This is a genomic window from Micromonospora sp. WMMD956 (genome assembly GCF_029626125.1).
Lineage (GTDB): Bacteria > Actinomycetota > Actinomycetes > Mycobacteriales > Micromonosporaceae > Micromonospora > Micromonospora carbonacea.
The window spans coordinates 2,259,455-2,278,420 of the sequence record NZ_JARUBI010000005.1 but is presented as its reverse complement, the minus strand read 5'-3'; the positions used below and the strand labels follow the sequence as shown (position 1 = coordinate 2,278,420).

Annotated in this window: 18 protein-coding genes, 1 tRNA gene and 1 other RNA gene; 10 read left to right on the top strand and 10 right to left on the bottom strand. The window is 71.1% G+C overall.

Going from position 1 to position 18,966, the window contains the following annotated elements; translation table 11 throughout:
- Positions 1-35: 35 nt before the first annotated feature.
- The 5 genes from O7628_RS10545 to O7628_RS10520 all read right to left on the bottom strand — a co-directional run bounded on the left by O7628_RS10545 (position 36) and on the right by O7628_RS10520 (position 4,915).
- Complete coding sequence (locus tag O7628_RS10545; RefSeq protein WP_278129958.1) at positions 36-638, bottom strand: hypothetical protein; 603 nt, start codon at positions 636-638, stop codon at positions 36-38.
- Positions 635-1,249 carry a hypothetical protein gene (locus O7628_RS10540; RefSeq protein WP_278129956.1) on the bottom strand — a complete coding sequence of 205 codons (615 nt, stop codon included), beginning with the start codon at positions 1,247-1,249 and terminating at the stop codon, positions 635-637. The genes O7628_RS10545 and O7628_RS10540 overlap by 4 nt, the downstream gene beginning before the upstream one ends.
- A 180-nt stretch (positions 1,250-1,429) precedes the next feature.
- Positions 1,430-3,064: an FG-GAP-like repeat-containing protein gene (locus O7628_RS10535; RefSeq protein WP_278129954.1), complete on the bottom strand. Its 1,635-nt coding sequence runs from the start codon at positions 3,062-3,064 to the stop codon at positions 1,430-1,432.
- A 201-nt stretch (positions 3,065-3,265) separates the two neighbouring features.
- The gene (locus O7628_RS10530) at positions 3,266-4,474 is read right to left on the bottom strand and encodes a helix-turn-helix domain-containing protein (protein ID WP_278129952.1); all 1,209 of its coding nucleotides are present in this window, start codon (positions 4,472-4,474) and stop codon (positions 3,266-3,268) included.
- Positions 4,475-4,645: 171 nt separating this feature from the next.
- Complete coding sequence (locus O7628_RS10520) at positions 4,646-4,915, bottom strand: hypothetical protein (RefSeq protein ID WP_278129949.1); 270 nt, start codon at positions 4,913-4,915, stop codon at positions 4,646-4,648.
- Positions 4,916-5,052: 137 nt separating this feature from the next.
- Here O7628_RS10520 and O7628_RS10515 point away from each other — a divergent pair, with 137 nt between their 5' ends.
- Positions 5,053-5,802, top strand: coding sequence for a GntR family transcriptional regulator (locus tag O7628_RS10515; protein ID WP_278136282.1), 750 nt, complete (start codon positions 5,053-5,055; stop codon positions 5,800-5,802).
- A 194-nt stretch (positions 5,803-5,996) separates the two neighbouring features.
- On the opposite strand, the gene O7628_RS10510 is transcribed toward O7628_RS10515, so the two are convergent.
- The 3 genes from O7628_RS10510 to O7628_RS10500 all read right to left on the bottom strand — a co-directional run bounded on the left by O7628_RS10510 (position 5,997) and on the right by O7628_RS10500 (position 7,783).
- Positions 5,997-7,097: a hypothetical protein gene (locus tag O7628_RS10510; protein WP_278129947.1), complete on the bottom strand. Its 1,101-nt coding sequence runs from the start codon at positions 7,095-7,097 to the stop codon at positions 5,997-5,999.
- A complete protein-coding gene (locus O7628_RS10505; RefSeq protein WP_278129945.1) occupies positions 7,098-7,496 on the bottom strand; it encodes a hypothetical protein in 399 nt (132 codons plus the stop codon).
- 202 nt (positions 7,497-7,698) lie between these two features.
- Positions 7,699-7,783 (bottom strand) — tRNA-Ser (locus O7628_RS10500).
- An 82-nt stretch (positions 7,784-7,865) separates the two neighbouring features.
- On the opposite strand from O7628_RS10500, the gene ffs reads away from it, so the two are divergent.
- From ffs to O7628_RS10455, 9 genes are all read left to right on the top strand, one after another.
- Positions 7,866-7,955: signal recognition particle sRNA small type (ffs, locus tag O7628_RS10495), an RNA gene on the top strand.
- 131 nt (positions 7,956-8,086) lie between these two features.
- Positions 8,087-10,621: a DNA polymerase III subunit gamma and tau gene (locus O7628_RS10490; protein ID WP_278129944.1), complete on the top strand. Its 2,535-nt coding sequence runs from the start codon at positions 8,087-8,089 to the stop codon at positions 10,619-10,621.
- Between the two features lie 110 nt (positions 10,622-10,731).
- Positions 10,732-11,040 carry a YbaB/EbfC family nucleoid-associated protein gene (locus O7628_RS10485; protein ID WP_043964883.1) on the top strand — a complete coding sequence of 103 codons (309 nt, stop codon included), beginning with the start codon at positions 10,732-10,734 and terminating at the stop codon, positions 11,038-11,040.
- 14 nt (positions 11,041-11,054) lie between these two features.
- Entirely contained in the window at positions 11,055-11,648 is a 594-nt protein-coding gene (recR, locus tag O7628_RS10480; RefSeq protein WP_043964885.1) for a recombination mediator RecR, read from the top strand.
- 236 nt (positions 11,649-11,884) lie between these two features.
- Positions 11,885-13,549, top strand: a complete 1,665-nt coding sequence (locus O7628_RS10475; RefSeq protein WP_074472203.1) for an ABC transporter substrate-binding protein — start codon at positions 11,885-11,887, stop codon at positions 13,547-13,549.
- Positions 13,550-13,627: 78 nt separating this feature from the next.
- Positions 13,628-14,632: an ABC transporter permease gene (locus tag O7628_RS10470; protein ID WP_074472204.1), complete on the top strand. Its 1,005-nt coding sequence runs from the start codon at positions 13,628-13,630 to the stop codon at positions 14,630-14,632.
- Positions 14,629-15,591 (top strand): ABC transporter permease, encoded by a 963-nt coding sequence (locus O7628_RS10465; RefSeq protein ID WP_278129940.1) that lies wholly within the window; start codon positions 14,629-14,631, stop codon positions 15,589-15,591. The genes O7628_RS10470 and O7628_RS10465 overlap by 4 nt, the downstream gene beginning before the upstream one ends.
- Before the next feature lie 69 nt (positions 15,592-15,660).
- Positions 15,661-16,737 carry an ABC transporter ATP-binding protein gene (locus O7628_RS10460; RefSeq protein ID WP_278129939.1) on the top strand — a complete coding sequence of 359 codons (1,077 nt, stop codon included), beginning with the start codon at positions 15,661-15,663 and terminating at the stop codon, positions 16,735-16,737.
- Positions 16,734-17,837, top strand: coding sequence for an oligopeptide/dipeptide ABC transporter ATP-binding protein (locus O7628_RS10455; RefSeq protein WP_043964893.1), 1,104 nt, complete (start codon positions 16,734-16,736; stop codon positions 17,835-17,837). Before O7628_RS10460 ends, O7628_RS10455 begins: the two co-directional genes overlap by 4 nt.
- A gap of 82 nt (positions 17,838-17,919) precedes the next feature.
- Here the strand turns inward: O7628_RS10455 and O7628_RS10450 are convergent, their stop codons facing one another.
- Both O7628_RS10450 and O7628_RS10445 read right to left on the bottom strand, forming a co-directional pair.
- Complete coding sequence (locus O7628_RS10450) at positions 17,920-18,300, bottom strand: hypothetical protein (protein ID WP_278129935.1); 381 nt, start codon at positions 18,298-18,300, stop codon at positions 17,920-17,922.
- Positions 18,282-18,941, bottom strand: coding sequence for an HNH endonuclease family protein (locus tag O7628_RS10445; protein ID WP_178066693.1), 660 nt, complete (start codon positions 18,939-18,941; stop codon positions 18,282-18,284). Before O7628_RS10445 ends, O7628_RS10450 begins: the two co-directional genes overlap by 19 nt.
- Positions 18,942-18,966 lie beyond the last annotated feature (25 nt).

Below are 18,966 nucleotides of genomic sequence, written 5' to 3'. Positions count from 1 at the left end.
GGAGCGCTCGGCTCAGCGGGGGCCGTGGCCTCGGTTCAGCAGGGGCCGTAGCCCTCGGCGAAGAGGCGGCGGGCCCAGTCGGCGTACCCTGCGATGATCTTCCGGACCGTGCGGCCGTCGTGCAGGAAGAGGTACGCGCGGTCGCCGCTGCGGGCCAGCAGCCCGTCGAACCGGTACGTCCGCCGGGGCGCGTCGAGCGGGCTGACCGACCGGTAGCGGGCGCGGACCTGCTCGACCGGCGTGCCGACGCCGATGCCCTGCGGGGTGCGGACGTCGATCCGCTCCGCCGTGGGGGCCGGGTCGTCGAGCCAGAGCAGCACCAGCCGGTCGTCGACGAAGATCGGGCTGACCGCGCTGTGGCCGACGAGGGTGGGCCCGCAGGTGTCCACGTCGGACGCCAGCATCCCGCGCCGCGCCAGCTCCTGTTCGGTGTCGCCGAACTCGACGTCGGGCAGGCCGTTGAGGTCGACGACCTCGTCGGCGGCCTCGTCGACGGCCGACCGGCCGGCGTCGGGCGGCGGTCCGGGCGGGCGCGCGTCGCCCCCGGCATCGACCGGCCCCTGTGGACGTACGCCGCTGCCGGCGATCGAGGCAGCCGCGAGCAGTGTCGCAATGAAAACGAATTGTCTGAATTTCATGGAATCCCCCAGTCCCCAACGGCCCCGGGGCGCTCAGGTTGCTGCCGAGCGCCGGATTCCCCGAATTCCCACTCCTCGGCCAGCTCGTCCCAGTAGTCGGCGGTCAGCCCGCGCCGCCCGTGCGCCAGCCAGCCGGCCGTGTTCCGCTCCAGGTGCAGGCCCAGCTCGGCGAACGGGTCGATCCACCGCCCCGGCTCCGCGCCGATGCGGGCCAGCGCCGCGTTCAGCGGCCACTGCCCGCGCGGGGCGGCCAACACGTCGTCGAAGTGCGGCCCCCAGCTCACCGCGCCGCCGAGCCACACCACCGACGCCTGCCGGCCGAGGCCCCCGGCGAACTCCGCCTCCAGATAGGCCACCGGCCCCGACCGGGACCACCCGGCGAACAGCCCCGCCAGGGCCGGCGACAGCACCAACTCGAACGGCTGCTCCGGGCCCGGCTCCCCGGCGGCGAAGTCCGGCAACGCCCCGGTCAGCTCCTCCACGAGCTGCGGGGTGACCGGCAGCAGCGCGAAGTCCTGCCGCAGCGCGGCGAGCACCGCGTGGTCCAGGTCGGCGGTCCGCTCGCGGAGCAGCTCGACATCGGCCACCACCGCGCTGAGCTGGTAACTCATCGGGACCTCCGCCCGTCCACAGGCTGTGGATAGAACATGTGTGCGACCGGCGTGGCGTGCCGGCGCTGCCCCGGACCGTACCGAACGCACCCCCTGCCGACGCCGGGCCGGTGCGGACGTGGAGGAAGGGCCGGCCCCGGGCGGGGGCCGGCCCTTCTTCCAGCGCGTGCGGTCGCCGGATCAGTAGAACGAGCCGCCGCTCTGCGGCCCCGCGATGCGCATGCCGAAGCGGTGGGGCCAGGCGCGGTCGGTGCGCAGCGACGCGCCGCTCCACGAGGTGGTCTGCGGCACGAGCCCACCGCTGGACCCGAAGAACGAGGCGATCGACCCCGACGGGTAGCCCGCCGTGTCCGACGCCACCTCCTCGCCGGTCGACGCCACGACGGCGTCCAGCGCGCCGGTGCCGTCGAGGTTCAGCAGCGCGACGGAGGCGCCGAAGACGTCCCCGCGCTCGGCCGAGCCTGGCACCACCGAGTGGTTCTGGTCGAAGCCCTGCGCCCCGGTGCCCGTGAGACCGGAGGAGGAGCCCTTCAGCAGGGTGATCATGCCGGCGCTGTCCGTCGAGCCGATGTCCTCGCCGGGCACGCCGACCAGCACGTCCGCCTTGCCGTCGCCGGTCACGTCGCCGACCGCGAGCGAGCCACCGAAGCGGTCCTCACCCTCGGGGTCGCCCGGCACGCCCGCCGTGCGCTGGGTGATGATGCGTACGGCGCTGGCGGACAGGCCGCCGGACCGGCCCGTGAACGCGGCGATGAGCCCGCCGGTGATGTCCGGGGTCTGTGCGCTGGGCGCACCGGCGATCACCTCGCCCAGCCCGTCGCCGTTCACGTCGCCGATCGCCAGGGTCTCGCCCAGGTACCAGGCGATCGTGAACTCGTCGCCCGTCGCCGGGTGCACCGCCGCGCCGGTCACCGACGTCGCGCCCGTGGTCGACACGCCGCTCGCCGAGCCCCACATCAGGGTGACCATGCCGCTGCCGTCCCAGGACGTGCCGTCGTTCTCGTGCGGCGCGCCGATGACCAGGTCCGCGTACCTGTTGTTGTCGACCTTGCCGATCGCCAGCGAGAAGCCGAAGTGGTCGTTGCGCTCGGCCGAGCCCGGCACCGCCGCCTGGTCCTGCTGGAGATACTGGGAGCCGGTGGCCGTGAGCCCGCCCGACCCGCCGAACAGGGCGTACACCGAACCGGCGTCCGCCTTGTCCCCGATCGCCTCCCCGTACGCGCCGATCGCCAGGTCGTCGCGGCCGTCGCCGTTGATGTCGCCGGTTGCGAGCGCGCCGCCGAACCGGTCGTAGCTCTCCGGCTCGCCCTGCACGTCCGGCGAACTCTGGTTGAAGTGGCCCGCCGCGCCGACCACCAGGCCCGAGGCGCTGCCCGGGATGACCCACACCCCGCCCGCGTGGGTCTTGTTGCGCGGGTCCACCTCGTCCGAGTCGCCGATCACCAGGTCGTCGTAGCCGTCGCCGTTGAAGTCGCCCGCCGCCAGCGCGGTGCCGAAGCAGCCGCAGCCGCCCTCCGACGACAGGACGCCGAAGAAGTAGTCGACCTGCGGCGCCGACGAGTAGCGCACGACCACCACGCCGGTCGGATACTGGGGCAGATTGGTCTCGAAGGGGTCGCCCGAGGCCGCCAGGTCGTCGCGGCCGTCGCCGTCGAAGTCGGACCGGGTGGCACCCGTCCCCTTCACCGGGGTCACCGCCTTCGCCACCCGGTGATACTGGAGGGCGATGCCCTCCCTGGTGATGGTGCCGAACTCGTCGGCGGCCCGCGCGGGCGCACCGACCGCCAGCCCGGCCAGCACGGCCAGGGCCGACACCCCTGCCGTTGTCTTTCGACGTGTCGTCATCCGACGCAACACAGAACCCCCGCTCGTTGTTGGACGCCCCGACACGCTAGGGGGATAGATCAGCGCCCATAACCAGGCGAACGGGCGGGTCGGCCGCCGACCGGGCAGCCCGCCCGGCCGAACGGCCGATCCGGTCGGTCACTTGAGGTCGTCCTGGCGCGGGTGGCACTGTCAGACACGCACACCCAGCTCGTCGGCCAGGCGCAGCACATCGAGGCTCGCCGCCGGTGAACGGCGCAGGAGAGCCGCCAGCAGTTCGTGGCCGAGGGGGCGGTTGCGAACCTCTGCTGGTGCGGCGCGCTCCGCACTCATTAGTGCCTTGCCCGCCCTGACGAGGTCACCCGCCCCTAGGTATCCGCGTGCGGCCTCCACCAGGTAGTCCGCACGGCGCTCCGGCGGCAGCCCTCGGAACGCGGCATGCTCGACGAGCTGTTGATGCTCGACCCGATCGACGCCTCGGCCGAGCGCGACCGCCGCCGTGATCCGAGCCAGTTCGACGGTGATCGGGCCGAAGGCTGTCCAGTAGTGGTTCTGGCCGTCGCCGACGATCGCCGCCGCCTCGCCGGCTTGTCCGATCAGCTCGGCGACGCAAGCGACGTGCCCGAGGGTGGCTGCGCCGAGGGCAGCGACAATGAGCAGCGTCCCGTATACCGACAGGTGGTCCGCCGGGGCGTCCAAGGGATCCGGCCGGGCGATCTGATGCGCCAGGGCAATGGTGACCTCCATCGCGTGACGGGCCTGCCCTTGGCCGAGCAGCGCGTACCCGAGCTGGGCTGCGCAGACGCCCGTGAGGAGATGATCGTCGGCATCCTGACCGGCGGCCAACGCCCGGTCCGCAGCCAGCCAGGCCAGATCCGCCGGACCCACCTTGCGCATCACAGCCGACGTGATCTGGTACGCCTCGGCCAGACACTGTGCCGCCTCCGCCACGTCGGGGTTGGCCGCCCGGACCTGCTGCGCGTCGAGCAGCAGCCGCGGCAGTGACCGGACCAGCTCGGCGTACCGTGCATGCTGGTAGGCCAGCCAGGCATGGTCGACGGCCTTGCCCAGGTCACCGATGACGAGCCTCGGTTGGGCCTGCCCGAGCCGGGCCGGTCCCCACCGACTCAGCGCGCCCCGGACCGCGTCGATCCTGGCCCCGTCCAGCAACTCTCCGGTGCGCTTCCGCTCGGCGTTCTCGCCGAGCAGCAGCCGCAGTTCGATGCCAAGAGCATCGGCAACGGTCTGGAGAGTGCTGAGCTTGTCCAGCGCACGGGCACCCCGCTCGACCTTGTCCACCCAGCTCTTCGACTTGCCGAGGGTGTCGGCGAATTGCTGCTGCGACATGTTCCGTCGACTGCGCCAGTAGGCGACGCGACGGCCTATGGGCAGCTCATCCACGATGCACGCTCGCCGGGCTGGACATCAACTGGGCGACGACCCGTGCTGAGTTGGCGTTCGCCCACGGCCAGCATCGCTTCGGGGCGCCGCAGATCGGGCAGCGGCCCTCGCGCTGCCGGTGGGCCTCCAACTCGCGCTGCCACCACGGTTCGGCCGGTGCGTCGGCGGCGGTCACCGCTCTGTCACCGCGTCGCGGAGTGCCTCGACTCGGACGAGGAGCTCCAGGCACCAGAGGTGCGGGCACGCCGGGTCGAGTCGGCAGTCGACAGCGTGGCCACGCAGCCGCACCCACCCGGGGAGGCCGGCTGGTTCGTCGCCAACTTCCACCACCACGACGTTGGCGTCGGTGTCGCAGAGCTGCTCGGTGTGAGTGGCCCATCCACCGGCGGGCAGGGACAACTGGGTGCCGGCCGTCAGCGCGGTCTTCCATCCGTCTCGCATTCACCGCTCCGATCGCCAGAGACGCTTTGCGTACGCAAAGTCATCACCGAGTGTGAGCGTGATCGGACTGGCCCGTCAAGCCTTCGCGTACGCATACTGGGACCGCGAGCTACGGAGGGGAGGCGCGAACCGTGTCGATGGGATACCGCCAGATTGCCGCCGCGCTGCGCGCGGCGATCGAAGGCGGCGACTACCCGCCGGGATCCCGACTGCCGACCGAGCACGATCTGGCGGCGCAGTACGAGGTGTCACGCGAGACCGTCCGCCGGGCACTCGCCCAGTTGAAGACCCTGGGCCTGGTGACGACCGCGACCAGTCAGGGCACCGTCGTGGCGCATCCGCCGGTGCGGCTGACCCTCGCGCACTACGCCGGCGCCGTGGATCCGCAGCGCGAGGGCCACACCCTCGGCCCGTGGGAGACGGCATGTGCGCAGCAGGGCGTTCCGGCCACCGTGGAGGTGACCGGAGTCGACCGGCTGCCGGCACCGGCAGTCGTGGCTGCGCGCCTCGACGTACCGGAGGGTGCGGAGGTCATCCGCCGTGGCCGGCGCATGTTCGCCGGTGGTGACCTGGCGCAGCTTCAGGAGTCGTGGGTGCCGGCGGCGATCGCTGCGGGCACCCCGCTGGAGCAGCCAGGGAAACTGGTCGGCGGTCTGTACGCGGCGCTGACCGCCGCCAGAGTGGTGCTCGCGACCGCCAGCGAGGAGGTGGGCAGTCGACTGCCGACGGCGGCCGAACAGGAGGCGCTGGGGCTGCCGGAGGCCGCATCGGTGCTGGAGGTGTGGCGGGTGACCCGGGACGAAACCGGTCGGGCGGTGGAGGTGCTGCACTCGGTGTCGGACGCGCGGCGGGTGGCACGGGCGTACGACGACCTGCCGATCGGGTAATGGTGGGCGGAACTGTTGCAAATAAAAGCCCAAAGCCGGCCCCGCTGGGGCCGGCTTTGGCGTGCTATGCAAGTGAGCGACGGAGGTGGGTTCGAGTTGCCGGCTGATGCTGTAGTTATTGCAATACGCCTTGCGGGCGTGTTGGTCGGCGTTCGGTCGCCTGTGCGCGATGGAAAGCTAATGGCTGTAAAGAGCTACTGATTTCTGGCGAGTGGCGAGAGGGAGCGATCCCATTCATCGATCAGGCTCGTCGCCTCGACCATTTTTCGCACGGAACGTTCGATTCGACGCCCTGGCTCCCTGAGGACGCGGCTGAGGTTCCCCATTCCAGACGCGGCGGCACCCATCAGGCTGACGCCCTCCATGGAGTCTCGCGTGGTTTCTGCCATCTGATGAATTGAATTGATGAAATCCTGGACATCTTCTGCAGCCTGAAGATCTGAGCTGCCTTTGATTGCAGTGATGATGTCGCCCATGGCTTCGTCGGCTTGCTTCATCTTTGCTTCGAACTGGTCGACGGAGATCTCAAGATCGCGAGCCGGGATATCCATCTTCTGTGCAAGTGAGGCAAGCAATTTCAGGCGTCTCCTGGCGCTGTCTTCGCCGCCCGAGTTTTCCAGATCCTTGCCGACGTCGCTTGTGACCGATGCGATTTCCGAGATTGCGGCCTCGATGCGGCTGGAGATCCCGGGAAGTTCACCCAAGCTTGATTCTAGCTCTGCAATCCGATCGAGCCATCCAGCCTTGTCGTCATCGCTAATTGATGCATCCGGAGTAGTGTCTTCGGCGGCCGTGGTCGGCTGATCAACGTGGAGTTCTTGCCACACTCGGGTTGCGGCTACAGGCTCGCCACCTTCTAGGAGTCCGGCCTCCAAGGCTCGCTGGAGTTCCTTCCTCGCATCAATAAGCCCTCGCTCGGAGCGCGAGAAGAGGATTGTCCTAATGCTGTTCACGTCAAAGGGTAGCTGGCCGTATTCGCCGATTTGGACCGTAAGCTTCTTGGTAGTGTGGCGTAGGCCCAGCTCGTACATCACGTTGGGATTTCCGCCACTCAAGTCTGCGACTACGACTTCGTCTTCTAGGAGGCGGCGGAACACCTGTTCAGTTATTTCCCCTGGGACTGCAATCTGATCTGCGCGGACGGGATCTAGGCCGACTGCCTTGCATGCTGGCTTGATCACTTTATCGAATACCTCAAGGGCTTCCTCGTATGCATCCCGTTCGGGCGTGCCGTACTCGGCGTGCCTGTTGCCGATGGGTCCGATAACGAAGCATCGTAGAGAGTGGTCCACCATTTATTTCACAGCTTTCTCGTAAGCGGACTGTGCGGCGTCGGTCATCCGTTGCGCATGAAGGAATGCGTTCTGAGCATCCTGTTCGTTGCAGTTGGCGGCATCGTATTGGGCTCTGTTCTTGTTCTTGAGGACAGTGCTCAATCGGCGCGCCATATCGCTTCCCACCACCCCAGCTTTTCTTAATATCGAAAGTGCTTCATGGTGATTTCCGCCTTTGTGATACTTGCCCTGCTGGACGAGAAGGAAAAGGTCCGCAGCGTTGATTCCGGCAGACGCTGACAGGCTTACCGCAACATCGTAATATCCTGCACCAAGCGCTATATCCGCTACTTCCAAAAAGGACTCACATTTCGATGCCTTAATTCGGCAGGCCACATCAACGTCGGCAGCGAGGGGCACCCTCGGAGCTTACCGAGGCTGGCGTGGACCGGTCCAACAGCGGCAACACCGGCTGGTGCCAGCTTCGAGTATCGCCCCGACAGTTGAGGTAGGACGATACCGTCCCTCTGGCTCGGGTAGCGAGGGTGAGAGCGACCGTGGAGACGACTCAGGGCCGGTCCCTGGTGGGGGCCGGCCCTGTCGTCCGTGCTGCTCAGGTGAGCGGAGGATACGAGATTCGAACTCGTGAGGGTGTTAACCCAACACGCTTTCCAAGCGTGCGCCCTAGGCCTCTAGGCGAATCCTCCGTGGGACAGGATACAGGTCCGCCGCGCCCCGGCCACCCCACCACCCCCCGAAGATCGACCGGGCGTCGGGTAGGGTGGGTGTCACCTCCCGTGCGGCGGTATCTCGTGAACCTCCCCAGGGCCGGAAGGCAGCAAGGATAAGCGAGCTCTGCCGGGTGCACGGGAGGCCTTTTTGTCTCCCGGCACCGCTACCGTACGCCGCAGGCCAGGTGCCGGCCAGAGGGCGGGCCGGGGCACGGGGTGGTGGGTGGTCACCCGCGCCCGACCGGCGCAGAATGGCTCGGTCGAGAGGAGGCGGGACGCGTGACACTGGCGCTCTACCGCAAGTACCGGCCGCGCACCTTCGCCGAGGTCATCGGCCAGGAGCACGTCACCGAGCCGCTGTCGCAGGCGCTGCGCAGCGGGCGGCTCAACCACGCCTACCTCTTCTCCGGGCCGCGCGGCTGCGGCAAGACCTCCAGCGCCCGCATCCTGGCCCGCTCGCTCAACTGCGAGCAGGGCCCGACGCCGGAGCCGTGCGGGCAGTGTGACTCGTGCCGCTCGCTGGCCACCGACGGGTCCGGCTCGATCGACGTCATCGAGATCGACGCGGCCAGCCACGGCGGCGTCGACGACGCCCGCGAGCTGCGCGAGAAGGCGTTCTTCGCGCCGGCCCGCAGCCGGTTCAAGATCTACGTCATCGACGAGGCGCACATGGTCTCGTCGGCCGGCTTCAACGCCCTGCTCAAGCTGGTCGAGGAGCCCCCGGAGTACGTCAAGTTCATCTTCGCCACCACCGAGCCGGAGAAGGTCCTCGGCACGATCAAGTCGCGGACCCACCACTACCCGTTCCGGCTGATCCCGCCGAAGACGCTGCGCCCCTACCTGGAGCAGCTCACCGAGGCCGAAGGCGTGACGGTCGACCCGGCGGTCTTCCCGCTGGTGGTGCGCGCGGGCGGCGGCAGCGCCCGGGACAGCCTCTCCGTGCTCGACCAGCTCATCGCGGGCGCGGGCCCGGAGGGGGTCACCTATCCCCGGGCCGCCGCGCTGCTCGGCGTCACCGACTCGGGGCTGCTCGACGAGATGTGCGACGCCCTCGCGGCCGGCGACGGCGCGGCGGCGTACGCGACCGTGGACCGGGTGGCCGAGGCCGGGCACGACGCGCGCCGCTTCGCCTCGGACCTGCTGGAGCGGCTGCGCGACCTGATCGTCCTCCAGCAGGTGCCCGACGCCGCCGAGAAGGGCCTGATCGACGGCCCGGCCGACCAGATCGAGCGGATGACCGCCCAGGCGCAGCGGCTCGGCCCGGCGACCCTGTCCCGGTGCGCCGACATCGTGCACGACGGCCTGGTGGCCATGCGCGGCACCACCGCGCCCCGGCTGCTGCTGGAGCTGATCTGCGCCCGCATGCTGCTGCCGGGTGCGGACGACTCCACCGGCGGCCTGCTCCAGCGCCTGGAGCGGATGGAGCGCCGGCTCACCCTGGGCACCGTCGAGCTGCCGCCGGCCGCCGCCGGCTCCGCGCCGGTCGCCACCGCCCCGGCGGTACGCCAAGAGCAGCCCGCCCCGCCTGCGGCGGCTGCCGCGCACCCCGCGCCGGCTGCGGCGTCCGCCGCCCCGGCGACCGCCCCGGCCCCGGCGGCCGCCCCGCCGCCCGTGGCCGCTGCGGCGGCGGCTCCGGTGTCCGCAGGCCCCGCCCCGGCCGCTCCCGCTCCGGCCGCGCCCCGGCGGGAGGTCCCGCCGGAGGCGGTGATGCCCGACCCGGCGACCCCCGCCCCGCCCCGCCCCGGCGCGGCTGCGGCGGGCCCGCTGGACGCCGTCGCGGTACGCCGGGTCTGGCCGGACATCGTCGCGAAGGTCAACCGGATCAAGAAGCCGGCCGCCGCGCTGATGCGCGACGCGGTGGTCCGTGACGTGGACGGCGACACCCTGGTGCTGACCGTCAAGTCTCCGGTGCTCGCGCAGATGATGGGCAACCACACGTCGGTGCTGGCCGAGGCGCTCTACGAGGAGTTCGGCGGGCGCTGGCAGGTGCGCTGCGAGGTGGCCGGCGAGCGGGGCGGCGGGTCGCCGGGCGGCTCCCGGGGGTCTGCCCCCGCCCCGCCCCGCCCCGCGCCGGCCCCGCCCGCGTCCGCCACGAACAACGCCCGCCCGGCGGTCGGCGCTGCTCCCGGCCCCGCCGGAGGCGGCGGTGGCGCCCCGGCCGGCGGTGCCGCCGGCGCTGACGAGGAGTGGCCCGAGCCGGCCCGCCCCGGCGGGGCCGCCGCCGCTCCCGCCGCGGGCGCGCCGGCCGGCGACGACTGGCCGGAGCCGGCCCGCCCGGGCGGCTTCGCCGCCGCGCCGCCGTCCGGCGGGCCCGCCCCGGCCGCCGCCGCGCATGCCGCCCCCCCGACGACGTCGCCCAACGGCGCTGCGGGCAATGGCACCGCCAACGGTGCCGCTCCGGCGACGCCGGCCAACGGTGCCGCCGCGCGTGGTGCCGCCCCCGCCGCGCCGGCCAACGGCACCGCCGCCCCGGGCGGCAGGGCTCCCGCTGCCGGCAGCGGGCTCGCCGCCGCGCGGGCTGCGGCGGCCGGCCGCGGTCCGCGTACCCAGAACGGGGCCCGCAAGACCGCGGACGCCGACTGGGCGGGCGAGCCGCCCTACGACCCGGACTTCGACGGGCCGGTGCGCGGCGGTGGCCGCCCCGGCCCGGCGGCGTCGGCCGCCCCGACCTACGAGGGCTTCGACCCGGGCGACGAGCCGCTCGACGAGGTGATCGACGAGCGGACGGCCCGGCAGTCCAGCGAGGAGCAGGCGGTGCAGCTGCTCCGGGAGGCGTTCGGCGCGGAGAAGATCGACGAGGTGGACGCCCGCTGACGCGGGCGTCGCCCGTGCCAGGCAACAGTCTGCGCCCCGGTTAGGCTGGGCGCGGCCGAGCAGACGAGTGCGAGAAGGAGCCATCCGTGCGCCCAGGTGGACAGCCGAACATGCAGCAGATGCTGAAGCAGGCGCAGAAGATGCAGCAGCAGATCGCCAAGGCCCAGGCCGAGCTGGCCGAGGCCGAGCTGACCGGCACCGCCGGGGGCGGCCTGGTCGCCGTGACGGTCTCCGGCTCCGGCGACGTCAAGAGCATCAAGATCGACCCGAAGGCGGTCGACCCGGAGGACGTGGAGACGCTGGAGGACCTGGTGGTCGCCGCGCTGCACAACGCCGCCGAGGCCGCCCGGGCGCTGACGGAGCAGAAGATGGGCCCGGTCGCGGGCGGGATGGGCGGCCTCGGCCTGCCCGGCTTCTGAGCCGGCCGACGCAGATGTACGAAGGTGCCATCCAGGACCTGATCGACGAGCTGGGGCGGCTGCCGGGCGTGGGCCCGAAGAGCGCGCAGCGGATCGCCTTCCACGTCCTGTCGGCGGACCCGGCCGACATCAACCGGCTGGCCGGCGCGCTGCGCAAGGTCAAGGACCTGGTGCGCTTCTGCACCACCTGCTACAACGTCGCCGAGTCCGAGCAGTGCCGGATCTGCCGCGACCCGCGCCGCAGCGACGAGGTGCTGTGCGTGGTCGAGGAGCCCAAGGACGTGGTGGCGATCGAGCGCACGGGTGAGTTCCGGGGGCGCTACCACGTGCTCGGCGGGGCGATCAATCCGCTGGAGGGGATCGGGCCGGACAACCTGCGCATCCGCGAGCTGATGACCCGGCTGGGCGGCGGCGCGGTGCGGGAGCTGATCCTGGCCACCGACCCGAACACCGAGGGCGAGGCGACGGCGACGTACCTGGCGCTGATGGTCAAGCCGATGGGCATCTCGGTGACCCGGCTCGCCAGCGGCCTGCCGGTGGGCGGCGACCTGGAGTACGCCGACGAGATCACCCTCGGCCGCGCGTTCGAGGGGCGTCGGGCGGTCTGACACCAGGTGCCCTCAGGGGCAGGGGCGACGTAACAGTTTGGCATCGCGGTTTCGGATCGTTCGGCGAAACCCGTTGTTCGCCGTAGATTCTTCGGCCGTGTCGTGGCTGGGACACGATCCGATACCAACCCTTGCCCTGCCGGTTTCGGGCCGGTCCGAACGGGAGCTAAGGTCACGCCCATCGGTGACCCCTGTCACCACGTTGTCCGTACCCCCAAGGACGAGGTGAAGCACCCATGCGTGCACCCAGGCCGAAGGTCGCTGTCGCGGCCGTCGCGGTCGCGGCCCTCGCGGTAGCAGGCTGCGCCGAGAGCAACCGCGATGACAACTCCGGCGGTAGCAAGAAGGACACCATGGTCTTCGGCGTCGCCGGCGACCCGAAGGTCCTCGACCCCAGCTTCGCCAGCGACGGCGAGTCGCTGCGCGTGGCACGCCAGGTCTTCGAGACGCTGGTCCGGCCGGAGGAGGGTGGCACCAAGGTCACCCCGGGGCTGGCCGAGTCCTGGACCCCGGACGCCGCCGGCACCACGTGGACGTTCAAGCTCCGTTCCGGCGTGAAGTTCCACGACGGCACCGACTTCAACGCCGAGGCCGTCTGCGCCAACTTCGACCGCTGGTACAACGCGAAGGGCCTCATGCAGAGCCCCGACGTGACCGCGTACTGGCAGGACGTCATGGGCGGCTTCGCCAAGAACGAGGACCCGGAGCTGCCGCCGAGCCTCTTCAAGTCCTGCACCGCCAAGGACGCCACCACCGTGGACCTGGCGTTCACCCGGGTCTCCAGCAAGATCCCGGCCGCGCTGATGCTGCCCTCGTTCTCGATCCACAGCCCGAAGGCGCTCCAGCAGTACGACGCCAGCAACGTCGGCGGCACCGCCGAGGACATCAAGTACCCGCCGTACGCGACGGAGCACCCGACCGGCACCGGCCCGTTCAAGTTCAAGTCCTGGGACGTCGCCAACAAGACGCTCACCATCGAGCGCAACGACGACTACTACGGCGCCAAGGCCAAGCTGAAGACCCTGATCTTCAAGACCATCTCCGACGAGAACGCGCGCAAGCAGGCGCTGCGCTCCGGCGACATCCAGGGGTACGACCTGGTCGGCCCGGCCGACGTCGAGCCGCTGAAGACCGAGGGCTTCAACGTCCTCACCCGCCCGGCGTTCAACGTGCTCTACCTGGCCATCAACCAGAAGGGCAACCCGAAGCTCGCCGACCTCAAGGTCCGGCAGGCGATCGCGCACGCGCTCAACCGGCAGGCGCTTGTCGACTCGAAGCTGCCCCCGGGCGCGAAGGTCGCGCTGAACTTCATGCCCGACACCGTCGAGGGCTTCAACGGCGACGTCACCAAGTACGACTACAACCCGGAGAAGGCCAAGGCGCTGCTGGCCGAGGCCGGCGCGTCGAACCTGACGCTGAAGTTCCACTACCCGACCGAGGTCACCCGGCCGTACATGCCGAACCCGAAGGACATCTTCGAGCTGCTCTCGGCGGACCTCAAGGCGGTCGGCATCAACGTCGAGGCGATCCCGCTGAAGTGGAGCCCCGACTACCTGAACGCCACCACCTCCGGCAGCAAGCACGACCTGCACTTCCTCGGCTGGACCGGTGACTACGGCGACGCCTACAACTTCATCGGCACGTTCTTCGACCGGCCGAAGGACGAGTGGGGCTTCAACAACGCCCAGCTCTTCGCCCAGTTCAAGGACGCGGACACCACCGCCGACCAGGCGGCCCGGGTGGAGAAGTACAAGGCCCTCAACAAGGCGATCATGGACCTGCTGCCGGGTGTGCCGATCTCGCACTCGCCGCCGGCGATCGTGTTCGGCAAGGACGTGACCGGGATCAAGGCGAGCCCGCTCACCGACGAGCGGTTCGGAACCGCCGAGTTCAAGTCCTGACCTGACGCAAGGACCACGGGCGGGCGCCGTTACCCACGGCGCCCGCCCGCAGCCCTCCGTACCCCCTTCGAGGCCGCCGTGTTCCGGTTCATCGTCAGACGCCTGCTCCAGCTCATACCGACGCTGTTCGGGCTCTCCCTCCTGCTGTTCATCTGGCTCCGGCGGCTGCCCGGCGGCCCCGAGACCGCCATCCTCGGCGAGCGCGGCACCCCGGAGATGCGCGCCGCCATCCGCCGCAACCTCGGCCTCGACGAGCCGATCCTGATCCAGTACGGCCGGTTCGTCCGGCGACTGATCAAACTGGACCTGGGCACCTCGACCTCCACCAAGCGCCCGGTCGTCACCGAGTTCTTCGAGCGGTTCCCCGGCACCGTCGAGCTGACCGTGATGGCCATGGTCATCGCCATCGGCATCGGCATCCCGCTGGGCTACCTGGCCGCCCGCCGCCGGGGCCGGCTGTTCGACCACCTGTCGGTCGGCGGCTCGCTGATCGGCATCTGCATCCCGGTGTTCTTCCTCGCGTACGTGCTCAAGGCCCTCTTCTCGGAGAACCTCGGCTGGTTCCCGTCCAGCGGCCGGCAGGACCCGACCCTCGGGGCGACCCGGATCACCAACTTCTTCGTCCTCGACGGGCTGATGACCCGGGAGTGGGACGCCGCCGCCGACGCCCTCTGGCACCTCGTGCTGCCGGGCCTCGCGCTGGCGAGCATCCCCCTGGCGATCATCGTCCGGATCACCCGGGCCAGCGTGCTGGAGGTGCTCAACGAGGACTTCGTCCGCACCGCCGAGGCCAAGGGCCTCACCGAGTCGACGGTCCGCCGCCGGCACGTGCTGCGCAACGCCATGCTCCCCGTGGTCACCTCGATCGGCCTGCTCACCGGCGGGCTGCTCTCCGGCGCGGTGCTGACCGAGACCGTCTTCGCCTTCAGCGGCATCGGGGCGTTCGTCGCCGAGGCGATCAGCCAGCGCGACTATCCCGTGCTGATGGGCTTCATCCTGATCATCGCGGTGGTGTACGTGCTGGTGAACCTCCTCGTGGACCTCTCCTACAGCGTGATCGACCCGAGGGTGAGGGTGCGATGACGATCAGCCCCGGCAAGAAGCGCGAGAAGATCGACCGGCTCGCCGAGCTGGCCGCCCGGGACGACGAGCGCGGCGTGAGCCTCTGGCGGGAGGCGTTCCGCCGGCTGCGGCGCAACCCGGCCGCGATCGTCGGCGCGGTCATCCTGGCCCTGTTCCTGCTGATCGCCATCGTCGGCCCGTTCCTCGTCCCCTACCCGGCCGACGCCCAGCTGTGGAAGGGCGAGATCCGGGACAACATCGGCTACTTCCCGGGCCCCCGGGCCGACAACTGGTTCGGCGTCGACCACATCGGCCGCGACGAGTTCAGCCGCATGATCGTCGGTGCCCGGCAGACCCTGCTCGTCGGCGTGATCTCCACGCTGATCGGCCTGGCCGTCGGGTCACTCATCGGCGGCATCGCCGGGGCCAGCGCCGGCCTCGGCGGCAAGTGGGGCCGGGCCGTCGACAACACCCTCATGCGGTTCGTCGACATGCTGCTGGCCATGCCGAGCCTGCTGCTGGCGATCAGCATCGCCGCGCTGCTCGGTGCCGGCCTCACCACCGTCATGATCGCGGTCGGCGTGGTGTCCGTGCCGGTCTTCGCCCGGCTGCTGCGCGGGTCGATGATCTCCCAGTCGAACAGCGACTACGTGCTCGCCGCGACGTCGCTGGGCGTGCGGAAGCCGAAGATCGCCCTGACCCACGTGGTGCCGAACTCGCTCGCCCCGGTCATCGTCCAGGCGACGCTGACCCTGGCCACCGCGATCATCGAGGCCGCGGCGCTGTCGTTCCTCGGCCTCGGCAACAACGACGCGTCCATCCCCGAGTGGGGCGTGATGCTCGCCGACGCGCAGCGCTACCTCGACGCCGCGCCCCGGCTCGCCATCCTGCCCGCCCTCGCCATCATCGTCACCGCGCTCGGCTTCACCCTGCTCGGCGAGGCGATGCGCGAGGCCCTCGACCCGAAGCTGCGGAAGTAGGTCGGCTGTCGTGTGTGCAGCGCGAGGAGTGGGCCTGCGGGCCCCGCAGTCGCAAACGGAAGGCCGATAATGGCACTGCTCGAAGTGGACGACCTCTCCGTCACCTTCGCCCGGCGCGGTCAGCGCACCGTGCACGCCGTCGACGGGGTCTCCTTCTCCGTCGACGCGGGCGAGGTGGTCGGCCTCGTCGGCGAGTCCGGCTGCGGCAAGAGCGTCACGTCGCTGGCGATCATGGGTCTGCTGCCGAAGCAGCCCGGCCTGCGGGTCGGCGGCAAGGCCGTCTTCGACGGCACGGACCTGCTCCAGCTCGACGACCGGTCCCGGCGCGACATCCGGGGCCGGGACGTCGCGATGATCTTCCAGGACCCGCTCTCCTCGCTGAACCCGGTGATCCCGATCGGGCTCCAGGTGACCGAGGTGCTCACCCGGCACCGGGGAATGAAGGGGGAGGCGGCCCAGAAGGAGGCCGCCGACCTGCTCGACCGGGTCGGCATCCCCGACCCGCGCCGCCGGCTCAAGGAATACCCGCACCAGCTCTCCGGCGGCATGCGGCAGCGGGCCCTGATCGCCATGGCGGTGGCCTGCCAGCCCCGGCTGCTCATCGCCGACGAGCCGACCACCGCGCTCGACGTCACCATCCAGGCGCAGATCCTGGAGCTGCTCAAGGAACTGGTCCGGGACTCCGGCACCGCGCTCGTGATGATCACCCACGACCTCGGGGTTGTCGCCGGCATGTGCGACACGATCAACGTGCTGTACGCCGGCCGGGTGGTGGAGACGGCCCGCCGCCGCCCGCTGTTCCGTGAGCCGCGGCACCCGTACACCGTGGGGTTGCTCGGCTCGGTGCCGCGCCTGGACGCCGGGCGCGGCGAACGGCTCAACCCCATCCCCGGCTCCGTGCGGGACGTGCTGGCCTGGCCGGACGGCTGCGCCTTCGCCCCGCGCTGCACCCGTCGCGTCGACGAGTGCGTGGGCGGGCCGCCGGAGCTGACGCTCACCTACGACGGCCGCAGCTACCGGTGCGTCAACCCACCCCCGGTCCCCGGCACGCTTCCCCCAGCGGTGACAGGTGCCGACGCGCCGGCACCGGCCACCGACGCGACCGGCGGCCCGGTGCCCGCACCGCGCGAGGAGGAGAAGCCGTGACCGAGAGCGACATCCTCGTCGAGGTGCGCGACCTGAAGGTGCACTTCCCGATCAAGCGGGGGCTGATCCTCGACCGGGTCGTCGGCCACGTGAAGGCCGTCGACGGCGTCGACCTGAGCATCCCGCGCGGCAAGACGTACGGGCTGGTCGGCGAGTCCGGCTGCGGCAAGTCCACGCTCGGCCGGGCGCTGCTCCAGCTCACCCCGCCCACCGGCGGCGAGGTCCGCTTCGACGGCGTCGAGCTGACCACCCTCGCGGCGGGGAAGCTGCGCACCATGCGCCGCCGGATGCAGATGATCTTCCAGGACCCGATGTCGAGCCTCGACCCCCGGCAGAACGTCGAGTCGATCCTCACCGAGGGATTGCAGACCCACGGCATCGGCACCGACCGCGACGACCGGCGGCGGATCATCGGCGAGACCCTCGACGCCGTCGGGCTGCCCCGGTGGGCGCTGTCCCGCTACCCGCACGAGTTCTCCGGCGGCCAGCGGCAGCGCATCGGCATCGCCCGGGCCCTCGTGCTCGGCCCCGAGCTGATCGTCGCCGACGAGCCCGTCTCCGCCCTGGACGTCTCCATCCAGGCCCAGGTGGTGAACCTGCTCGACGAGCTCCAGGACAACCTCGGCCTGACGTACCTGGTGATCGCGCACGACCTCGCCGTGGTCAAGCACATCTCCGACGTCGTCGGCGTCATGTACCTGGGCGCGCTGGTCGAGGAGGCGCCGAGCGACCGGCTCTACAGCGAGCCGCTGCACCCGTACACGCGGGCGCTCATGTCGGCCGTGCCCGTGCCGGACCCGGACGTGGAGGACCGGCGGGAACGCATCCTGCTCGCCGGTGACCTGCCCTCGCCGGCCAACCCGCCGTCGGGCTGCCGCTTCCACACCCGCTGCCCGTGGGCCCAGCCGACCCGCTGCGCCGACGAGCGGCCGGCGCTGCGGGAGATCGGCGGCAGCCGGGTCGCCTGCCACTTCGCGGAGCGGATCGCCAGCGGCGAGCTGCGCCCGCACAAGGTGAGCGCCCAGATCGTGCGGCCCGAGGGCGAGGGCGAGGACCCGGCGGTCGTCTCGGCCCCCACGGAACCCGGCTCCTACGTGTAAGGAAGGGCCCCCTGTTAACGCATTCTGCATAGCAGGGGGCCCCTGTTAACACCTGTGGCCGGGCGCTCGGCCCGGCGGCCGGTCAGCCCTCCGGGCGGTCGAGCAGGCCGACGGCGATCGTGTGCACGGCGTCCAGCCCGGCCGGGTCGGCCAGCGGGGCGCGCCCGCCGGTGACGGCGTACCACTCGTCGGCCTCCCGGTACTGCACGCGCAGGGTGACCTGGCCGTCCGCGTACTCGGTGCGCAGGGTCAGCTCGCCGGTCACCACGCCGACCTCGTCGGTCATGACGCCGCCCGGGCCGGGCACGATGTCGGCCGTGCGGCTCGCCGCCCCGCCCCCGGCGGTGCTCGCCTCCGGCTGCGGGGCGGTGCCCGCGTCCGGCTCCGGGGCGGTGCCCGCGTCCGGCGGCTGCCCCGGCGCCGGCTTCGCCCCGGCCTCCCCCGTCACGGCTTGCTCGCCCATGTGCAGCCCCCCAACATGTCGGACAGGGCGTCCTTCTCGGCACTGGTCACCGTCAGCCGCCAGTGGTGCTTGACCGTCACCCAGTCCTCGGCGTACTGGCACCAGTACGACCGGTTCGCCGGCTTCCACTGCGACGGATCCTGGTCACCCTTCGACCGGTTGGAGGAGGCCGAAACGGCGATGAGCTGCGGCCGCGTGAGATCGTTGGCGAAGTCGCCCCGCTTGGCGTCGTCCCACTCGTCGGCACCCGAGCGCCACGCGTTGGCCAGCGGGACCGTGTGGTCGATGTCCACGTCGGAGGGGTCGGTGAACGTCCGCCCGTCGTACACGCTCTCCCAGCGGCCCGCGACCACGTTGCAGCCGGAGAACCGGACGTCCTTGCCGTCGCGCTTCAGCACGCTGTCACGGACGTCGCAGTTCTTGCCGGTGTCCCGCCAGTGCGGGAAGCGGTTGCGGCTGTAGCCCTTCATCGACCCCGCGCTCGCCACGGTGAGCTGGTCGAGCATCTGCCCGACGTTGCCACCGCCGCCGCTCGGCGCGGCCTCCGGCTCGTCGACGACCTCGCAGCCGGCCGCCGCGACGGCCAGCGCCACGGCGAGCGCGGCGACCGCGGCCGCGCGACGTCCTGATCTGGTACGCACAGACGACACCTCTCCAGCTTGCGGG

Excerpts from the sequence above, each read along its gene's own strand:
- O7628_RS10545 (WP_278129958.1), bottom strand. The coding sequence starts at position 638 with ATGAAATTCAGACAATTCGTTTTCATTGCGACACTGCTCGCGGCTGCC.
- O7628_RS10540 (WP_278129956.1), bottom strand. The coding sequence starts at position 1,249 with ATGAGTTACCAGCTCAGCGCGGTGGTGGCCGATGTCGAGCTGCTCCGC.
- O7628_RS10520 (WP_278129949.1), bottom strand. The coding sequence starts at position 4,915 with ATGCGAGACGGATGGAAGACCGCGCTGACGGCCGGCACCCAGTTGTCC.
- O7628_RS10515 (WP_278136282.1), top strand. The coding sequence starts at position 5,053 with ATGGGATACCGCCAGATTGCCGCCGCGCTGCGCGCGGCGATCGAAGGC.
- O7628_RS10510 (WP_278129947.1), bottom strand. The coding sequence starts at position 7,097 with ATGGTGGACCACTCTCTACGATGCTTCGTTATCGGACCCATCGGCAAC.
- O7628_RS10485 (WP_043964883.1), top strand. The coding sequence starts at position 10,732 with ATGCAGCAGATGCTGAAGCAGGCGCAGAAGATGCAGCAGCAGATCGCC.
- recR (WP_043964885.1), top strand. The coding sequence starts at position 11,055 with ATGTACGAAGGTGCCATCCAGGACCTGATCGACGAGCTGGGGCGGCTG.
- O7628_RS10475 (WP_074472203.1), top strand. The coding sequence starts at position 11,885 with ATGCGTGCACCCAGGCCGAAGGTCGCTGTCGCGGCCGTCGCGGTCGCG.
- O7628_RS10465 (WP_278129940.1), top strand. The coding sequence starts at position 14,629 with ATGACGATCAGCCCCGGCAAGAAGCGCGAGAAGATCGACCGGCTCGCC.
- O7628_RS10460 (WP_278129939.1), top strand. The coding sequence starts at position 15,661 with ATGGCACTGCTCGAAGTGGACGACCTCTCCGTCACCTTCGCCCGGCGC.
- O7628_RS10450 (WP_278129935.1), bottom strand. The coding sequence starts at position 18,300 with ATGGGCGAGCAAGCCGTGACGGGGGAGGCCGGGGCGAAGCCGGCGCCG.